Here is an 18,275-nt window from a genome sequence, read left to right as displayed (position 1 = left end):
ATATATTTATTTTTTACATACAAAGAATATTCTTTCACTATCTTTTTTAGGTTTTTCAAATTTAAAGTCGCCATAGACTTTTATATCTGTAAATCCTGAGATTTGTAAGCTTTCTATTATTTCATCTTCAGTATATGCTCTTTGTTGATGAACTTCTTCAAACTTATCAAATTTTCCATTTGCATCTTTAACAAAGAATGCTAATTCCATTTCTATTAAGTTTTGCTCATCATCAAAATAATTTTGCCATAAATAAGATATATCTTCTCTATTTTCACCATGCATGTTGTTTCCAAGTATAGTAGCTAATTTATAATGTGAACTTATATCAAATATAAATAATCCACCATCTTTTAATAACTCATGAGACTTTGCAAACACATTTTCTAAATCGTCATCATAAGTTATATAGTTAAACCCATCACATGCACATAATATACAGTCTAAATTTGTAACATCAAAATCTAACTCAGCTATATCTTGTTGAAGTAATACTAACTCAACACCTTCTTTTTCAGCTTTTTCTCTAGCCACATTAAGCATTTGATCTGATATATCAATACCTGCTATATCATAATTTTTCTTAGTTAAAGGTATTGTTAAGTTACCTGTTCCACAAGCTAGTTCTAATATATTTTGTACTTTAACATTTTCTTTTTCAATTATTTCTTCTATATATTTAATCCATCCATTATAATCAACATCATTCATAAGTTCATCATAAATGAATGCAAAATCGCTATACTGCTCCATCGTCCTTTTTTGTTTCCTCCATCATCTTTTTCTGTTGTTTTTTTCGTGATGTAAGTATCCCACCAATCCTTCCAGCTTCTTTAGCTGTAAGTCCAGCCCATCCTTGTTCTGTTACCTTGTCTAACAGCCCAAGTTCTGATGCTATCTCATATTTCATTATATCATTATCTGTCAATATTTTCTTTTTTGTACTTTTTGCTTTACTTTTTTTACCTGGTTTATTTAAAAGATCATTATTCATAAAAAACACCCCTTTACATATTTGTATTTTTGTCATATGTATAAAATTTATACAAATATTTAGTGAATATAGTATTAGGAGTATAACTATATGGATTCTAGTCTATTGAGCCTTTATATTTTAATAAGTTAATATATGTCTCTATCCCATTTATAAGAACTTTCTCATCAAAATTAAAGTTTATATTATGGAGACTATCAACATATCCTTGTTTTTCATCTCTACAACCTAGCATAAAAAATAGTCCAGGCACTTTTTGCTGATAATATGAAAAATCCTCAGATATCATCAATGGATTTAGTTCAATAATATTTTCTTTTCCAATTGCTTCTATGAATTCATTAGTTAAATCTTTATCATTATTAACTGCTGGATAATCATCCCTTATCTCAACATTTACCTTGCAATTATAAGAAATCTCTATTCCCGCACATATTTCTCTTACTCTTTTTTTCATATACTCATAAGTGTGTGGATTAAATGTTCTTATAGTACCTTGAAGATTTACATTTTCAGCTATTATATTTCTTCTAACTCCCCCATCTATTTTTCCAATACTAAGTACAGCATTATCAATAGGACTTACATTCCTGGACACAATTGTTTGTAAATTATTTACTAAATTAGCAGCTATAATAATCCCGTCTATTCCATTTTGAGGCATTGCACCATGTCCACTTTTAGCTATTATATCTATATCAAAATCACCTATTTGAGCCATAAAATACCCTGATTTTAATCCTATGTATCCACTTTTAATCTCTGGGTACATATGTAATCCATAAACTTCATCTACTTTATACTCATCAAATACACCTAATTTTAATAATTCTTCTGCTCCCCCTGGTCCTTCTTCTGCTGGTTGAAATATAAACACGATATTATCATTTAAACTTTCCTTATGTCTATGTAAAAACTCCATAAGTCCTAACAAAATACTAGTATGTCCATCATGTCCACACAAATGCTTAACTCCTTGATCAGTTGGAAGACCGTCTATGTCTGCTCTAAATGCTATAGTCCTTTTACCTATTTTTCCTTTTAATATTCCAACTGTTCCCGTTCCTAAACATTTTTTATATGATATATCTAAACTATCTAAATAATTTCTTATATATTCTGATGTCTTAAATTCTTCTCTTCCCTTTTCTGCTATACAATTTAAAGTTTTTCTATGGTTATATACCGTTGACTTTAGTTCACTTTCTATCCCCATTAGCCCACACTCCCCTAAATTTTATATTTGATATAAAATTCTATGCGTAAGATTCTATAAATTGCGTCTTTTTTATATTATATATTTTCTCGTTATTATTATCTGTCGATTATTGAAAAACGAATTATTATATAAGATTATAAAATCTAAAGGTTTATTATTTATAAATCAAGAATAAAACAATATAAGAAGCTCTAATAAAACATGTCATTTCTAGTAAATTAGCTTTCATATTGTTAATAATGTCACATATATCATTTTCACATTTTCTGCATGTTTCTAATATACATGAATATATATTATTGATATCGTGTATTTCACTTCATATTTATTATAGTCTAATCTTTTTAATATGAAATCATTACCTTTATCAATGTGTAATTTCATTTTTATATTTTAAATATAAGACTTGCTTTATTTAGCATTTGGCTTATAAATATTACATTTTTGGGGGGATTTTTATGAAAAAAATAAACGTAGCTTTAATTGGTGCTACTGGCATGGTAGGAAGAACATTTTTAAAAATACTAGAAGAAAGACAATTCCCTATAGCTAACTTTTTCCCATTTGCTTCACCTGAAGACGCAGGTACTGTTATTACATTTAATGGTAAAAACTACTACGTTGAAGCTTTAAGTGAAAATGTTTTTAACAGAGATATACAAATAGCTTTATTCTGTGCAGGTGGAGATGTAAGTGCTAAATATGCTCCTATAGCTGCATCTAAAGGTGTTGTAGTTGTTGACAATTCTAGTCATTTCAGAATGGATCCCGATGTTCCATTAGTAGTTCCTGAGGTTAATCCTGAAGCTGTAAAAAATCATAAAGGTATAATAGCTAATCCTAATTGCTCAACTATACAGGCTATGGTTCCATTAAAACCTCTTCATGATAAATATAAATTAAAAAGAGTAATTTACTCAACTTATCAAGCTGTTTCTGGATCTGGAGTTAAGGGTGTGAAAGATTTAGAAGAGGGTGTGCATGGTAAACAAAATAACTTCTACCCTCATCCAATCGCTTACAACTGCTTACCTCATATAGATGATTTTACTGAGAATGGATATACAAAAGAAGAACTAAAAATGATTAACGAAACTATGAAAATATTTAACGATTATAATATAAAAGTTACTGCTACTACAGTAAGGGTACCTGTTAGAAATTGCCATAGTGAATCTATAAATGTTGAATTTGAAAAACCTTTTGAATTACAAGAATTAGTGACTGAATTAAAAAATACTAAAGGTGTAGTTGTAGTTGATAATCCTAACAATAATGAATATCCTACTGCTATAGATTGTGATGGAAAAGATGAAACATTTGTTGGAAGAATAAGAAGAGACTTTAGTATAGAAAATGGAATTAATATGTGGGTTGTAGCTGATAACATAAGAAAAGGTGCTGCTACTAACGCTGTTCAAATAGCTGAATTATTATTAACTTATAATTTAGTGTAAATGTTTTCATTGGCTATTTAATAGTATTCTGCTTCGTGATATCATAAGTATATTACTTACTATTATATGGTTTTAAATATTATTATTTATTACAATATAAAACTTTAAATGCCTTTATAGGCAAATATATATAAAAAGGGGATTTTAATATGATATTTAAAGGTTCTGCAGTTGCTTTAGTTACACCATTTACTGAAACTGGAGTTGATTTTGAAACATTAGGGAAATTAGTAGAATTTCATATAGAAAATAAAACTGATGCTTTACTTGTTTGTGGTACTACAGGAGAATCCACAACAATGAGTGATGATGAGCAATTGACTGTTATAAAATATGTTGTCGATAAAGTTAATAAAAGAATACCTGTTATAGCTGGTACTGGTTCAAACAATACTATGCACTCTGTTCATTTAAGTCAAAAAGCTGAAAAATTAGGTGCAGATGGTTTATTAGTTATAACACCTTATTACAATAAGGCTAATCAAAATGGCCTTAAAAAACACTTTGAAACAATAGCTAAAAGTGTTAATTTACCAATAATTCTTTATAACGTTCCAGGAAGAACTTCTATGAATATCAAGCCAAGTATGGTGGCTGAATTAGCTAAAATAGATAATATAGTTGCTGTTAAAGAAGCTAGTGGAGATATAGCTCAAGTTGCTGAAATAGCTAGATTAGTACCTAAAGATTTTGCTATCTATTCAGGAAATGATGATTCTATATTACCATTATTATCTGTAGGTGGTCATGGTGTTATATCAGTTCTTGCTAATATATGTCCTAAAGAAACTCATGATTTAGTTCAAAAATTCTTTGATGGAGATATAGAAGGTTCTAGAGAACTACAACTTGGTATGAAGCCATTAATAGATGCTTTATTTATTGAGGTAAATCCAATTCCAGTAAAAACTGCTATGAATTTATTAGGATTTGAAGTTGGAAATCTTAGACTTCCACTTGCTGAAATGGATCCTAAAAATTTAGAAGTATTAAAACAAGAATTAGTTAATAGAGGTTTAAATTTAGCGGAGGGATTATGTTAAAAGTTATTATAAATGGATGCCTTGGTAAAATGGGGAAAGTATTAACTAAGTGCGTTCAAGATGATGATAAATTAGATTTAGTTTGCGGAGTTTCTCAACATCCTAATGAAAATTCTTTATTTAAAATTTATCCTAAAATGAATGATGTAGTTGAAAAAGCTGATGTTATAATAGATTTTTCTCATCATTCTACTTTAGATGATGTATTATCATTTGCTACTAAGACTAAAACTCCATTAGTAATTGCAACTACTGGATATAATGAAGGTGAGCTAAACAAAATAAAGGAAGCTTCTAATATCATTCCTATATTCCACTCTTCTAACATGTCTTTAGGAGTTAATGTTTTATTAAGACTAGTTAAAGAAGCTACTAAGATGTTGGCTGATTTCGATATTGAAGTTATAGAAAAACATCATAACAAAAAAGTTGATGCCCCAAGTGGTACAGCAGTTATGATTGCAAATGCAGTTAAGGAAGTATTACCAAAAGTTGAATATAATTACGGTAGATATGGACGCGAAGCTAAGAGAACTGAAAATGAAGTAGGTATACATGCAATAAGAGGCGGAACTATTGTAGGTGAACACAATGTAATCTATGCTGGTCATGATGAAGTTGTAGAACTAAAGCATATAGCTCAGTCTAAAGATATATTTGCTAAAGGTTCTATTTCAGCTGCTAAATACTTAGTTAACCAAAGTGCGGGTTATTACAACATGGATAATATGTTAGGTTAATTTTAAGTCTATAGAAGGAGGATATCAAATGATAAATTTGAATGATGCTTATGAAATTGCTAAATATATAAAAGAATCTAAGAAGGTTACACCGGTAAAAGTTTATATAAACGGACACTTCTTAAACTTTAAAAAAAATAAGGGTTTTAAAGTTTTTGGTTCTAACGGGTCTTATATTTTAATAGGCGATTATGAAACAATAATGAAATTTTTAGAAGACAAAAAAAACCATATTGATGAAATTCATATTGAATATGATAGAAGAAACTCGGCAATTCCTCTTTATGATTATTTAAACGAACATGCTCGTATTGAACCAGGCGCTATAATAAGGGATATGGTTAGTATCGGAAATAATGCGGTTGTGATGATGGGTGCGGTTGTAAATATAGGTGCGGTCATTGGGGAAAATTCAATGATAGATATGAATGCAGTCATTGGTGCTAGAGGTATAATCGGAAATAATGTACATCTTGGTGCTGGTGCTGTTGTAGCAGGTGTATTAGAGCCACCATCTGCTACTCCAGTAACAATAGAAGATGATGTTATGGTAGGAGCTAATGCAGTGATTTTAGAGGGTGTTCGTATCGGTAAAGGTGCGGTTGTTGCTGCAGGTGCAATTGTTACTCGTGATGTAGATCCAGGATGTGTAGTTGCTGGATCTCCTGCTAAGGTTATAAAATTAAAAGATGAGAAAACTTGTGATAAAACTAAACTTATGGATGGCTTAAGAGACTTAGATTAATAAAAGCTCTAAGATAAGGTATTAAATACCTTATCCTAGAGCTTTTTATTATTTATTTTAAGTTATATTAAAAATGTTGCCCCATCTAATGTTTGTATAATATCTACATTAGGTACTTTACCTATTGCATAAAATGTGTAAATTTTATTTGGATTAAGATTTACTTTGTTAGTTAAAGCTATAGTATTATTTTTGGCTACCTCTATATCCATCTTATACTCTTTTGGATCTAATTCTTCATATTCAGTATAATCCATATAGTTTATATCCAAAAATATTTTTTCATTATCCATTAATATATTTACACTAGGTGCATCTGGCACTAAATGAACAAATTTAAATTTAGAAGTATTTCCAGTAGGCACTCCCATTTCTTCTTTAATTGGTAGCAAATCTGCACTTCCATTATTAGTTATAATAGGCATTGTTATCAATTCATTATTTTTAACGTCTACTGTTTTTTCAGCTATCGGTTTATCCTTTGTATCTTTAAGATAAACACTAAATATATGGCTTCCTTCTGGAACGTATATATATGGAGTGAATTGAGCAAATCTTATATTATTATAAAAAGGAAATCCATTTATATATACATCTACTTCATCCCCATCTGGTATAGCATGTAAAATTCTAACCAAAGAATATTTTTCTTCGAAATTTCTCATTTTATATCCCCCCAAGCATAGTAATCTATACTTTTATAGTATTAATTAACCTATACTTTTGTCACTTATTTCAATTAATTATGGGATTTTATCTATATATCCGTATCTCTAATTTCTATTTCCGTTCCCTCTGGTGCTTTTATCTTAAACAAACTCTCACCTTCTACTTTATATACTATTTCACCATTTTTCACTTTAAACTCATTATATCCTAAATCTATTATTCGTTGATATTCCTCCTCAACATTGTCTACTAAAAATCCCATATGCACAGGTCCTGCATTTAAAGAGCTCCACTTATTAAAGTTATCCCCAACTTTTGGTGTTTGTAACTCTATCATAAAATTATCTAACTTCAACCAAGTATTATACTCTCTAGTATGAAAGTCTGGTATCTCGCTAACTATTTCAAATCCTAATATTCTTGTGTAAAAATCTAATGATTCTTGATATTTTTCAGTCTGTATACATATGTGATGCATCATTTTTATCCCCATCTCTTATCCTCCTGTAACTGTTTTTATTTAGAAGTTATCCACTTTTCAACGTTTTATTCCGTTAATATGTGCATAACACAAAAATAGCTATCTCAAAATATATTACTACAATAATATAGCTTGATTCAGTATATAAGTTCAACTTATTCCTAAATCAAGCCACAGTTTGTTTATAACTTTTTATTTTGATATAGCTTTATTTATTATCTATCTTCGTTTGTAACATTAAATACGTAAGGTATATTTCTATAATAATCTCCGAAGTTTAATCCGTATCCTACAACAAATTTGTCTTCTATTTCAAATCCACAGTAATCTGGAACTAATTCAACTTTTCTTCTACTTGGCTTATCTAGTAATACACAACATTTTATACTAGATGGATTTTTAGATTTTAAATGACTCATAACATGGCTCATTGTAAGTGCTGTATCTGTTATATCATCAACTATTAAAACATCGTATCCTTCTAAGCTTGAATTTATATCTGATACTACTTTAACATTACCAGTACTTTGTTCTCCGTGTCCATAGCTTGAAGTAGTCATAAATTCAATTTTAACTGGAACAGTTATATTTCTTACTAAATCTGCACAGAATATAAAACTTCCTTTTAATAAAGATACTACTAAAAGATTTTTCCCTGCATAATCTTTAGATATTTCTGATCCAAGTTCCTTTAATCTAGTTGCTATTTGTTCTTCTGAACATAAAACTTCCCATTTTTTAGTTTCTATATCCATAGTTAATCCTCCACTATATATAATGATACTTTCCATTTTATCGAAGATTATCTCCTTTTGCAAGGAGAATTAATTAACCTTATTCATATCATCCATTACATTTATTATAACCTCATCTGTAACAGACATTCCTTTATCACTTACTCTACCTAAATTTTGTATACTTTGCTCAACTCTAGCTCCAACTATACCGTTCATTGGTGGTACAAAACACTCATGCTTAGCTATTATTGCACTTTGTACTGCTGCTGATGCTGCTGATGCTAATTTTAGTGCACAACCAGCTTTAGCTCCATCACATATCATACCACTTAAGTTTGCTACCATGTTTTCTATAGCACCTTCTATTTGTTTTATATCTCCACTCATTAACCAAGATATACCAGCTGTTGCTCCTGTTGATGCTGCAACTCCACATCCACATACTGCTGATAATCTTCCTGTAAAGTTTTTAACGTAAGCTGTTACTAAGTGAGATATAGCTAAAGATTTAGCTAATTTTTCATCTGATTGAGGGAACTTTTTGTTATATGCAACTATTGGAAGTATTGCTGTTATACCGTGATTTCCACTACCATTTGAACTCATAACTGGCATTTTAACTCCTGCCATTCTAGCATCTGATGCAGCTGCTGTTATCATCATAGCTTGGTTCATTAAGTCATCACCAAGTAATCCTTCTTCCATAGATTGTTTTATTCCATACCCAACACCTATACCTATTTTTCCACTTAATCCGTAGTTAGCTATTTCTTCATTCATAGTTATTCCTTCTAATAAGAATTCTATGTCTTTTAATTCTAATGCTTCTACATTTTCAACTAATTCTTTTATAGTTACTGTATCCATTATATTTTCTTCTTTTGCTACTGTAGCTGCTACTTCTTCATGTTGTGGCTCTTCATTTAATAAAACTTTTCCGTTTTCTTCTAAATAAACAAAGTTATCGTGTTTGGCTCTTATTGCTACTTTAGATGTTCTTGTAGCTCCTTCTAATTTTACTTCTATATAAACTTTTTCTTTTGTATCTGCTGGTGATATAGATATTGGATTATTATCCATATATTCTTCTGCTTTTTTAACTTCTTCCTCTGTTAATGTTTCTAATACTCTAAGACCATTTTCAGAATGACCACCTATAAATCCTAGTGCTACTGAAATTTTTAACCCTAATCTATCAGTTCCCGGTATTCCAACACACATACCATTTTTATATACATTAGGACTAACTAATACACTGTGCTTTACTATTTCTTCACCTAATAATTCTTTAGCCTTAGCACACGCTAGTGCAACTGCTACTGGTTCTGTACATCCTAATGCTGGTTTAACCTCAGCTTTTAATATATCAACTAATTTTGCTCTTATATCCATCATAATAAATTCCTCCAATTAAATTAAGTATTATGCTTTATTATATAAGCAATTTTTGTGCCAAAAATTTTATTCTAAAAAATTTTTTAAAATAAATTAATATTTATATAAATTTTATTAGGAACTTACATGTTTTTAAATAAATTTTATACTTATTATTTTATATTTATATAAAATAATACATAATTTATTTTTATAAATAGTTTCTTTTTATGATTACGTTTTCATATTCATTCTCAAAATAAAACAAAAAAATCTCAAAATGAGATTTAGTCTCATTTTGAGATTATATTATACTTTTCTAATTTCCTATATAAAGTTGCCCTTGATATTCCAAGTGATTTTGCTACTAATTCCTTATCTTTTTTATAGTTTTTATATTTATTTAGTGCTTTTAATATTTCTCGTTTTTCTAATTCTTCTAAAGTTCTTATATTATCATCATTTACTACAACATCTTCTGATTCAATATTATTGACTCTATTAGGTATTACATTTCTAGTTATTTTTGGAGTAGATGACATGTTTACACTATACTCTATTACATTTTGTAGTTCCCTTATGTTGCCTGGCCATGCATAGCGTTCCATAAGTTCTATTACATCTGAATCTATACCTACAACATCCTTATTTAACTTTCTAGCGTACTCTACTATCATAAACTCTATTAGTAATGGTATATCACCTATACGCTCTTTTAAACTTGGTAATTTTATCGGTATAACATTTAATCTATAATATAGGTCTTCTCTGAATGTTCCTTTTTTAACCATATCTTCTAAATCTTTGTTTGTTGCCGCAATTACTCTTACATCTATAAGCTTATTTGAATTTGCTCCTATTTTATTTAACTCTTTTTCTTGCAATACTCTTAATAGCTTTGCCTGTAAATGAAGACTCATATCACCTATTTCATCTAAAAATATAGTCCCCTTATGAGCTAACTCAAACTTTCCTAGTTTTCCACCCTTTTTAGCACCTGTAAATGCGCCTTCTTCATATCCAAATAACTCACTTTCTAGTAAATTATCTGGTATAGCTGCACAGTTTACTGCTACAAATGGATGATCACATCTAGGACTATGATTATGTATAGCTCTTGCAAATAGTTCTTTTCCTGTTCCACTTTCTCCTGTTATAAGTACTGTGGATGTAGATTTAGATGCCATTAAAGCTTCTTTTTTAGTATTATTTATTACTTCACTGTTTCCTATTATATTGTCTAAAGTTATTTTGTAGTCTTTGTTTATTTTATTATAATTTTTTATTGCATCTTTTTTATCTATAAAATCTATTACATATCCTTTTAACTCATTGTTTAATATTATTTTACTTATATTATAGATTCCCTTTAATTCATATCTATCTATTTTGTAATGAAAACTACATGATTTATTGTTTTTAAAATTATCTATCGTAGGCGTATTTATAAATTTAAGTATCTTAAATATATTTTTATACTTTATATTATTACCTAAGTTAAATATTTCTTTAAATTTAGAATTATACTTATCTATTTTTCCATTTACATCTATCGATACAATAGCTTTATCAATACTATCTAAAAGTGTTTCTAATTTTTTCTTTTCTAGTTCAACTTCATATGATTTTATTTGAGCTTTTATCTTGCTTGATATTAAGTCAGCCATTTTTCTTAAAAAATTCATTAAACTATCTTTATTATCTTTTATTAAACTTGCTTGCTTATCTGTAAAAGCTATTAATCCTATAACACCGTATGCTTCATTGTCTGATATTATAGGGCAGCATACTTCAGCAAACTCCTTGCAGCTACCTTTATTGTAACATTCCTTGCATATTTCATCACAACTAGGATCATCTATTATTATTTCTATTCTTTCTGTTAAAGACTTATTGAATGCTGAGTATCCATTTACCTTTTTACCGATTTTATCTAGGTATGTTCCAGTACCTGCAACTCTTATTAGTTCTTGATTAACTATAGTTACATCTACGCCTAAAACAGCTTCTATAGCCTCTGCTATATTTTGAATATCTTCTTTTATATCTTGTAAATTACTCATTCCTATCATTCCTTAATCTTTTTTAAATTAAGTATTTCTTTTATTTCTTTTAATGTCACATATATTTTGTTTAATGTAAACTGAATAGACATTAATATTACAAATAACATTACTATTATAATTAATCCATAATTTAAATCCATATGTATATCCACTCCTCTTTTTATAAGTATTCTTTAGTTAGTATAATTAATTATATTTTTCGCCCTATTATTAATAATGGATAATATAAAAGACTAGGATAATCCTAGTCTTTATTATATATTATATTACATTATTTATTTTCTTTTTCCTATATAAATGTATCTCTCATTCTCAACTTCTTTTAAATTTCCTTCAAAGTTTAATTTAGAAAATAGACTTACTATTTCTTGAGGATATCGATAATTTATATTTTCTCCACAAAGCCTATGCTTTAAGTTTTTTAATTTTACCTTTATATTCTTTAGGTTTAAATCTTCTAGTACTAATTCACCATTACATTTTAAAACTCTGTTAATTTCTTTTGAAGCTCGTTTGTAGTCATTAGTGTTATTAAAATGATCTAGTATTATTACCTTATCAAAGTATTTATCTTCAAAAGGTAAAAATTCTAATGATCCTTTAACAACATTACAGTTACAATTGTGTATTAAAGAATAACATACATCTTCATAACAGTTATCTTCTAATATCGTAACGTAAACACCTAACATCCTCAATCTTTTTCCTAAGTTGCCTATATTTCCAACAAGTAATATATTGTTTCCTATATCATACTTGATACTATCTAAAAAACATGTTACATCATCAGAAGTATCTGTCAAATCAGCATTAGGTTCATAATCATGATATAATACGCTTTTCACAGTGTTCCCCCTCTTTGTTTTATACATTTATAAATAACATCATAGAATAGATTATAATCAATAAGGGGCAACTATTCAATATATAAATTTCGTGGTTTTTCTAGGAAATCTTATTCATTGTTGTTTTCACTAGTTTTTTTTATTTTTGAAATTGAAACTTCATATGCAACCTTCTTTAATACGTCTCCGTCTTCTGTCTTTTTTTCGTACTCTCTACTCTGAACTCTACCCCACATTTGTATTCTATCTCCAACTTTAAGAGACTTAGCAAATTTAGCATTTCTTCCCCAAACTATAGATGGAATATAATCAGACTTATTATAAGGTCTATTTATAGCTACTAATAAATCGGTTATTTCCCTTCCTAACGGTGTTTTTCTGTATATAGGTTCTTTACATATAAAGCCATCAAGGAAAATGTTATTTGGATCCTTATTATCTTCTTCTGATAATTTTATTTCTCTAACAAATACAGTAAGTACTAATCTATTTTTATTATTAATATTCTTATTATAAGATCTTAATTGACCAACTATTCTAACAGATTTATTGTTTTCAAAATCAATTTCTTCTAGTAACCTTTCTGATATAGTTATTGGTAGTACATCATTAGAGTTACTTAATCTATTTATTCTTATCTTTGTGTTATAGAATTTTTCCCCAAATATCTCATGGCTAAATTCTAATTCTCCATCTAATTCTCCTCTTAGGTTTACTACATTAGTATCATCCTTAACAGTAATCATTTCTTTATCCCCCCACAATTGTTAATTCTTATGTTTTATCTTTCTTATATAATAAATATATTTATATCGGACAATTTTTATTACAATTTCTTCACTTGTATTGAATTTTATTTAATATTTTTTATAGTTTAAGTTAAATTTTTAAACAAAGTTAACATTTTTTAAAGTAATTTTTTTATATGTACTTTTATTTAGATTTTTGAACTCCATTACTATCTATTGTAAAATTTTCTTTATAAAGAATTTCTGAAACAGGGACTATTTCATAACCTTCTTTTTTTAGATTAGTTATTATAGAGTCTAAATATGTAGCACTATTATTTATGTTTGCATGAAATAAAACTATAGAACCTGGTTGTGAATTTTTTACAACTCTTTCTATAACATGATTAGGACCTAATTGTTTCCAATCCATAGAATCTACATCCCATTTAACTACTTGATAACCTAAAGATTTGCATACATCCAATGTTTTTGTATCTATATCCCCAAATGGAGGTCTAAATAAAGTAGTTTTTTCACCTGTTATATTTGAAATTTTCTCTGATGTTAATTCTATTTCTTGTACCACTGCATCTTCTGATAATTGTTTAGTATTAGCATGAGTATTAGAATGATTTCCTATTTCATGTCCTTCTTTATGTATTTTTTCAACTAAATTTTTATTATCATCTACCCAACTTCCAACTAAAAAGAATGTTGACCTTACTCCATGTTTTTCTAATACTTTAAGAATGTCATCTATATTATCAGTTCCCCAGGCTACGTCAAAACTCAATGATATTTTTTTTTCATCTGTATCCACTTTATATATTGGCATGTTTACATTTCCTTGTTTATAGCATATATATCTTATCCCATAAACTAATCCAAATATTAATGATAATGTTAATATCAAAAAAAATGCGCTAGATAATAAAGATCTTGTTTTCTTAAATCTAGTATTCATATTGCACCTCCTTTTCATATATATGTCCTATATTTAAAACTTATTTTTTTTTATTTCAAAAAATTACTATTAAAATAAATTTATTAATTGGGCAAATTAGAATTAATACTAATAAAAGGTGGTGGATATATGTTAAATCAAAAAAATTCATCTAATAACCATATAAATGGTAGTCAGGTTTTTACAACTAGATTGCCATTAAAACCAGAACACGAACACTATCTTAGAGAGTCTCACAAGCTTGAAAATGGTATAAGAAAAGACAAAAAAACTAAGATGAACAGAAAATTCACTTAGAATAAAAATTTTTTTCAAATTACGTATATAACATTTAGTTTTGGGACATATTAGTATTAACAACACATACACAAAACAGTTTAAACAAAATTAAACAAGTGTTGTTAGACATCAAAATATCAGGAGGTAATTTACTATGTCAAGCAAAAAAGCAGTTCCAGCAGCTAAAGCTGCACTAAACCAAATGAAATTAGAAATAGCTAATGAAGTAGGTATAGCTAACTACGATAGCGTAGATAAAGGAAACTTAACAGCTAGACAAAACGGTTATGTTGGTGGTTATATGACTAAGAAATTAGTTGAAATGGCTGAACAACAAATGGCTGGTAAGTAAATAGTAAATTCTGACATCTAGGAAAAAGGCTACCAAATTGGTAGCCTTTTTTTCTTGAATTTTATCCAAATATAATATTAAATAAATTGTGCTTTTATTTTTATATATTTTGGTTTAATATATTATATAGAAATAGTTTACGGAGGATGATATTATGTTTGAAAACTCATCTGAAGAATTAGCTTCTCATAAGCTTTTAATTTTATATGTATTAAATAAAATTAATATGGATTTAACTAATTCTCAAATAACTCAAGTTGTATTAGAAACAGAAATAATGAATTATTTTTCACTTCAACAGTTTTTATCACAACTTATGGAATCTAAGTTTTTAGCTACATATAAAGAATCTGATAGAGAATACTACTCTCTTACTCAAAAGGGTCTTGAAATTTTAGAATATTTTCTAACAAGAATTCCAGAAAATGTAACTAAAAAAATAGATGAGTATATACTTAATAATAAAGAAAGTTTATTATCAGATACTCAAGTAAAATCAAGTTTTGTTAAACAGAGTGATCATGAATTTATTGTTAATTTAAGAGTTATAGAAAATCAATCTAATTTAATAGATTTAAACTTAAATGTTTCTTCGGAGAAACAGGCTAAGCTAATTTGTAATAATTGGAAAAAAAATGCTTCATACATGTATGCTGAAGTAATAGATTTACTTATACGCGATAGCCATTAGGCCTACACACATAAAATTGTTGTAGGCTCTTTTCCTACTTTAATCTCTTTTACTAGCTCATCATTACTTGTATCATAGATTTTTATTGCATTTTTTTGAGTGTCTGATACTATTAATAGTTTTTCGTCTTTTGTTATTTCCAATCCCTGAGGATTTCCATCTATATTTATAGAACCTAAAAGTTCACCCGTATCATAATCTAATATGCTAATGTTTTTGTAACCCAAATCTGCAACATACACTTTATTATCTTTGTAATTAAAACATATTTGAACTGGCAATAAAAATCCTTCTAGCACCTTTATTATTTTCATTTTAGATTCATCTAATATTACGATTTTTCCGTCCAATGTAGATGTATATATTTCACTTTTCTTACAATCAATTTTTATATGCCAAGCCTTAAAGTCTATTTCTTTTTTTCTATCAATACATTTGCTTAAAGTATCTATACATATAATTGAATTTACACATGGTACATATAACTTATTTTCTATATTATTAAAATCAAATCCATGAGGCATTTCATCTACACCAATTATTCCAACTGGATTTAGAGTCTCTTGGTCTAATATATAAATACTGTTTGAATCCTCATTAGATATAAATAATTCCCCATTACACAATGATATTTGACTTAGATTGCCACCTATTGATATATTTTCTACTATTTCATTCGAATTTAGATCTAATATATATAAAATGCCATTACTAGAACTTGGTATATACATTAAATTTTTCTCTTCATCAACGCAGATATGATGTGGATAGATATCCTCCTCTAAATAAATTTCTTTTTCAATTTCAAATTTAGGATAACTTAATATGCTTATGCTCTTTGATAGGTAATTAGAAATATATACTTTCAAATAATAACCTCCCCTCTTTATATACATACTACAATAATATATTATTAATGGCTCTTCATTATGACTATGTTTTCATACTTGAAATATTATGTAGATATTGGTATTATTAGGGTAATAAAACTATTTTAATTAGGAGTTCATAATTATGAAAATTACTTTTAAACCAAGTGGGGTTTGTTGTAAAGAGATGATGTTTGAAATCGACGATAATAACGTTATCACTGATGTTGAATTCGTTGGTGGATGTCCAGGAAATTTAATAGGACTTAGACAGTTAGTTATAGGACAAAACGCACTTGAAGTTGCTGACAAATTAGCTAACATACCTTGTGGAGGTAAGACTACTTCTTGCCCAGATCAATTATCTAAAGCTATACGTCAATCTTTATAACAGCTATCATATTTTAAAATGTTTAATAGCTTTTGTTAATATCACACATATAAATAGTAATTCTGAACAGAATTATTATTTATAAAAAAAGGTGGCATATTGCCACCTTTTTTGTATACAATAAACTTTACATTAATTTAATACTAACATTTTATTTACTAAAGTTCTCACCGTCCCTATCATATATAAAGAACCTGCACTTATTACTATTTCATCCTCAGATGAATTTTTTAATGTATATTCTACAGCTTCTTCTATACTAGGTTTTGAAACTATATTGTCTACATATTTTGAAATTTTATCTTTTAATTTTTCACTATCTATTGCTCTTGGATTATCTGGTGTAGTAGTTATAACTTTATTAAAATATGGCATAAGTATTTCTAATACTCCATTTATATCTTTATCTTCTAACATACCGATTAGAAGAGTTGCTTTCTTTCCATTAAAGTTTTTGTCTATAGCTTTAGCAAGCGATCTAGCTCCATCTTCATTATGAGCTCCATCTATTATAAATATAGGTTTCTCCATTATCTTTTCTATTCTACCTGGCCATTTTGTATTTATAAGACCTTTTCTAATATTTTCTTCTGTTATATTTAATCCTTTTTTTTCTTTTAAGAATTCTATAGCACTTAATGCTAAAATAGAATTATTTATTTGATGGTCTCCTATAAGTTTTATTTCTAAATCATCATATTTTTTACCCATTATGCTACAATCATATACTTGTGAGTATATATCTGATTGCTTTATACTTATATCGTCGAATTTAACTTCTATATACTTTGCATTTTTCTCTTTGCATATATCTTTTATAACATCTTTTGCTTCATCACTTTGATCATAAACTATTGCTGTTCCATTTTCTTTTATTATTCCACCTTTTTCATAGGCTATTTTTGCTACTGTATCTCCAAGTATACCGACATGGTCTAAGCTTATTGATGTTATTACGCTAATATCTGATGTTTTTATAATATTAGTTGCATCATATCTTCCACCTAAACCAACTTCAAGTGCTACAAAATCAACACCTTGCTCGCAATAATAATAAAATGCCATAGCTGTAACTATCTCAAATTCCGTCGGGTATATATCTCCTTGCTCTATTTTCTCTTTTATTAATGTAACTATCCTTGCTACATCTTCTTCAAGTATATTGTCTCCATTTATTCTTATTCTTTCTGTAAAAGTTTCTAAAAATGGAGATGTATATAATCCTACTTTATATCCTGATTCTTTTAATATGCTAGTTATAAATGAACAAGTTGAGCCTTTACCATTAGTTCCTGCCACATGTATTACATTTAACTTATCTTGTGGATTTCCCAAAAGCTCTAGTAAATTTCTCATATTATCTAAGCCTAATCTAATTCCAAATTTGTGTGATTCATTAATATAATTTAATGATTCTTGGTAGTTCATCCCACTTCCCCCTTAGTCAGTTTCTCTTTTATGTGTTTATATGTAAAAGTTGTCCTATTTCCAACATTTTAGGACAACTTTATCTACTTTTTATTATAGTATATTTTGACTTTAATAAAAACTAAATTAAACTCTTATTTAGTATAAATATTAAAAATCCATATAGTAAATATATTTACTATATGGATTTTTTTAAACTA

22 protein-coding genes are annotated in these 18,275 nt (G+C 27.9%); 8 read left to right on the top strand and 14 right to left on the bottom strand.

Annotated elements, in window-relative coordinates:
- Positions 1–6: 6 nt before the first annotated feature.
- From NWE74_RS13500 to NWE74_RS13490, 3 genes are all read right to left on the bottom strand, one after another.
- Positions 7–753, bottom strand: coding sequence for a class I SAM-dependent DNA methyltransferase (locus NWE74_RS13500; RefSeq protein WP_258243519.1), 747 nt, complete (start codon positions 751–753; stop codon positions 7–9).
- Positions 740–994 (bottom strand): alpha/beta-type small acid-soluble spore protein, encoded by a 255-nt coding sequence (locus tag NWE74_RS13495; RefSeq protein WP_258243518.1) that lies wholly within the window; start codon positions 992–994, stop codon positions 740–742. The genes NWE74_RS13500 and NWE74_RS13495 overlap by 14 nt, the downstream gene beginning before the upstream one ends.
- A gap of 97 nt (positions 995–1,091) precedes the next feature.
- Complete coding sequence (locus NWE74_RS13490) at positions 1,092–2,210, bottom strand: amidohydrolase (RefSeq protein WP_258243517.1); 1,119 nt, start codon at positions 2,208–2,210, stop codon at positions 1,092–1,094.
- A 461-nt stretch (positions 2,211–2,671) separates the two neighbouring features.
- Between NWE74_RS13490 and NWE74_RS13485 the strand changes: the two genes are divergently transcribed.
- From NWE74_RS13485 to dapD, 4 genes are all read left to right on the top strand, one after another.
- Positions 2,672–3,670: an aspartate-semialdehyde dehydrogenase gene (locus NWE74_RS13485; RefSeq protein WP_258243516.1), complete on the top strand. Its 999-nt coding sequence runs from the start codon at positions 2,672–2,674 to the stop codon at positions 3,668–3,670.
- A gap of 149 nt (positions 3,671–3,819) precedes the next feature.
- Positions 3,820–4,713: a 4-hydroxy-tetrahydrodipicolinate synthase gene (dapA, locus tag NWE74_RS13480; protein WP_092727094.1), complete on the top strand. Its 894-nt coding sequence runs from the start codon at positions 3,820–3,822 to the stop codon at positions 4,711–4,713.
- Entirely contained in the window at positions 4,707–5,453 is a 747-nt protein-coding gene (dapB, locus tag NWE74_RS13475) for a 4-hydroxy-tetrahydrodipicolinate reductase (RefSeq protein ID WP_258243515.1), read from the top strand. The genes dapA and dapB overlap by 7 nt, the downstream gene beginning before the upstream one ends.
- Positions 5,454–5,484: 31 nt before the next feature.
- The gene (dapD, locus tag NWE74_RS13470) at positions 5,485–6,198 is read left to right on the top strand and encodes a 2,3,4,5-tetrahydropyridine-2,6-dicarboxylate N-acetyltransferase (protein WP_330666435.1); all 714 of its coding nucleotides are present in this window, start codon (positions 5,485–5,487) and stop codon (positions 6,196–6,198) included.
- Between the two features lie 62 nt (positions 6,199–6,260).
- Here dapD and NWE74_RS13465 read toward each other — a convergent pair whose 3' ends face one another.
- The 9 genes from NWE74_RS13465 to NWE74_RS13425 all read right to left on the bottom strand — a co-directional run bounded on the left by NWE74_RS13465 (position 6,261) and on the right by NWE74_RS13425 (position 14,065).
- The gene (locus tag NWE74_RS13465) at positions 6,261–6,863 is read right to left on the bottom strand and encodes a DUF4397 domain-containing protein (protein ID WP_258243513.1); all 603 of its coding nucleotides are present in this window, start codon (positions 6,861–6,863) and stop codon (positions 6,261–6,263) included.
- A 92-nt stretch (positions 6,864–6,955) separates the two neighbouring features.
- A complete protein-coding gene (locus tag NWE74_RS13460; protein WP_258243512.1) occupies positions 6,956–7,360 on the bottom strand; it encodes a VOC family protein in 405 nt (134 codons plus the stop codon).
- Between the two features lie 203 nt (positions 7,361–7,563).
- Positions 7,564–8,103, bottom strand: coding sequence for a hypoxanthine phosphoribosyltransferase (hpt, locus tag NWE74_RS13455; protein ID WP_092727089.1), 540 nt, complete (start codon positions 8,101–8,103; stop codon positions 7,564–7,566).
- 69 nt (positions 8,104–8,172) lie between these two features.
- A complete protein-coding gene (locus NWE74_RS13450; RefSeq protein WP_258243511.1) occupies positions 8,173–9,480 on the bottom strand; it encodes a serine dehydratase subunit alpha family protein in 1,308 nt (435 codons plus the stop codon).
- Between the two features lie 272 nt (positions 9,481–9,752).
- Positions 9,753–11,522, bottom strand: coding sequence for a sigma 54-interacting transcriptional regulator (locus tag NWE74_RS13445; RefSeq protein WP_330666378.1), 1,770 nt, complete (start codon positions 11,520–11,522; stop codon positions 9,753–9,755).
- Between the two features lie 5 nt (positions 11,523–11,527).
- Positions 11,528–11,665, bottom strand: a complete 138-nt coding sequence (locus NWE74_RS13440; protein ID WP_258243509.1) for a hypothetical protein — start codon at positions 11,663–11,665, stop codon at positions 11,528–11,530.
- 135 nt (positions 11,666–11,800) lie between these two features.
- Positions 11,801–12,370: a class I SAM-dependent methyltransferase gene (locus NWE74_RS13435; protein WP_258243508.1), complete on the bottom strand. Its 570-nt coding sequence runs from the start codon at positions 12,368–12,370 to the stop codon at positions 11,801–11,803.
- A gap of 110 nt (positions 12,371–12,480) precedes the next feature.
- The gene (locus NWE74_RS13430) at positions 12,481–13,116 is read right to left on the bottom strand and encodes a single-stranded DNA-binding protein (protein WP_258243507.1); all 636 of its coding nucleotides are present in this window, start codon (positions 13,114–13,116) and stop codon (positions 12,481–12,483) included.
- A gap of 187 nt (positions 13,117–13,303) precedes the next feature.
- Positions 13,304–14,065: a polysaccharide deacetylase family protein gene (locus NWE74_RS13425; protein WP_258243506.1), complete on the bottom strand. Its 762-nt coding sequence runs from the start codon at positions 14,063–14,065 to the stop codon at positions 13,304–13,306.
- 87 nt (positions 14,066–14,152) lie between these two features.
- Between NWE74_RS13425 and NWE74_RS13420 the strand changes: the two genes are divergently transcribed.
- The 3 genes from NWE74_RS13420 to NWE74_RS13410 all read left to right on the top strand — a co-directional run bounded on the left by NWE74_RS13420 (position 14,153) and on the right by NWE74_RS13410 (position 15,387).
- On the top strand, positions 14,153–14,362 hold the full coding sequence (locus NWE74_RS13420; RefSeq protein WP_258243505.1) for a hypothetical protein: 210 nt from the start codon (positions 14,153–14,155) through the stop codon (positions 14,360–14,362).
- 136 nt (positions 14,363–14,498) lie between these two features.
- The gene (locus tag NWE74_RS13415) at positions 14,499–14,696 is read left to right on the top strand and encodes an alpha/beta-type small acid-soluble spore protein (RefSeq protein WP_092726898.1); all 198 of its coding nucleotides are present in this window, start codon (positions 14,499–14,501) and stop codon (positions 14,694–14,696) included.
- 154 nt (positions 14,697–14,850) lie between these two features.
- Positions 14,851–15,387: a DUF4364 family protein gene (locus NWE74_RS13410; RefSeq protein ID WP_092726896.1), complete on the top strand. Its 537-nt coding sequence runs from the start codon at positions 14,851–14,853 to the stop codon at positions 15,385–15,387.
- Positions 15,388–15,389: 2 nt separating this feature from the next.
- On the opposite strand, the gene NWE74_RS13405 is transcribed toward NWE74_RS13410, so the two are convergent.
- Entirely contained in the window at positions 15,390–16,256 is an 867-nt protein-coding gene (locus tag NWE74_RS13405) for a YncE family protein (RefSeq protein WP_258243504.1), read from the bottom strand.
- 145 nt (positions 16,257–16,401) lie between these two features.
- Here NWE74_RS13405 and NWE74_RS13400 point away from each other — a divergent pair, with 145 nt between their 5' ends.
- Complete coding sequence (locus tag NWE74_RS13400; protein ID WP_258243503.1) at positions 16,402–16,647, top strand: TIGR03905 family TSCPD domain-containing protein; 246 nt, start codon at positions 16,402–16,404, stop codon at positions 16,645–16,647.
- A gap of 132 nt (positions 16,648–16,779) precedes the next feature.
- On the opposite strand, the gene NWE74_RS13395 is transcribed toward NWE74_RS13400, so the two are convergent.
- The gene (locus tag NWE74_RS13395; RefSeq protein WP_258243502.1) at positions 16,780–18,075 is read right to left on the bottom strand and encodes a bifunctional folylpolyglutamate synthase/dihydrofolate synthase; all 1,296 of its coding nucleotides are present in this window, start codon (positions 18,073–18,075) and stop codon (positions 16,780–16,782) included.
- Positions 18,076–18,275 lie beyond the last annotated feature (200 nt).

This window comes from Romboutsia lituseburensis (assembly GCF_024723825.1).
Taxonomy (GTDB): domain Bacteria; phylum Bacillota; class Clostridia; order Peptostreptococcales; family Peptostreptococcaceae; genus Romboutsia_F; species Romboutsia_F lituseburensis_A.
Note: the sequence above shows the minus strand (reverse complement) of the source record. Positions and strands in the feature narration are given on the sequence as shown.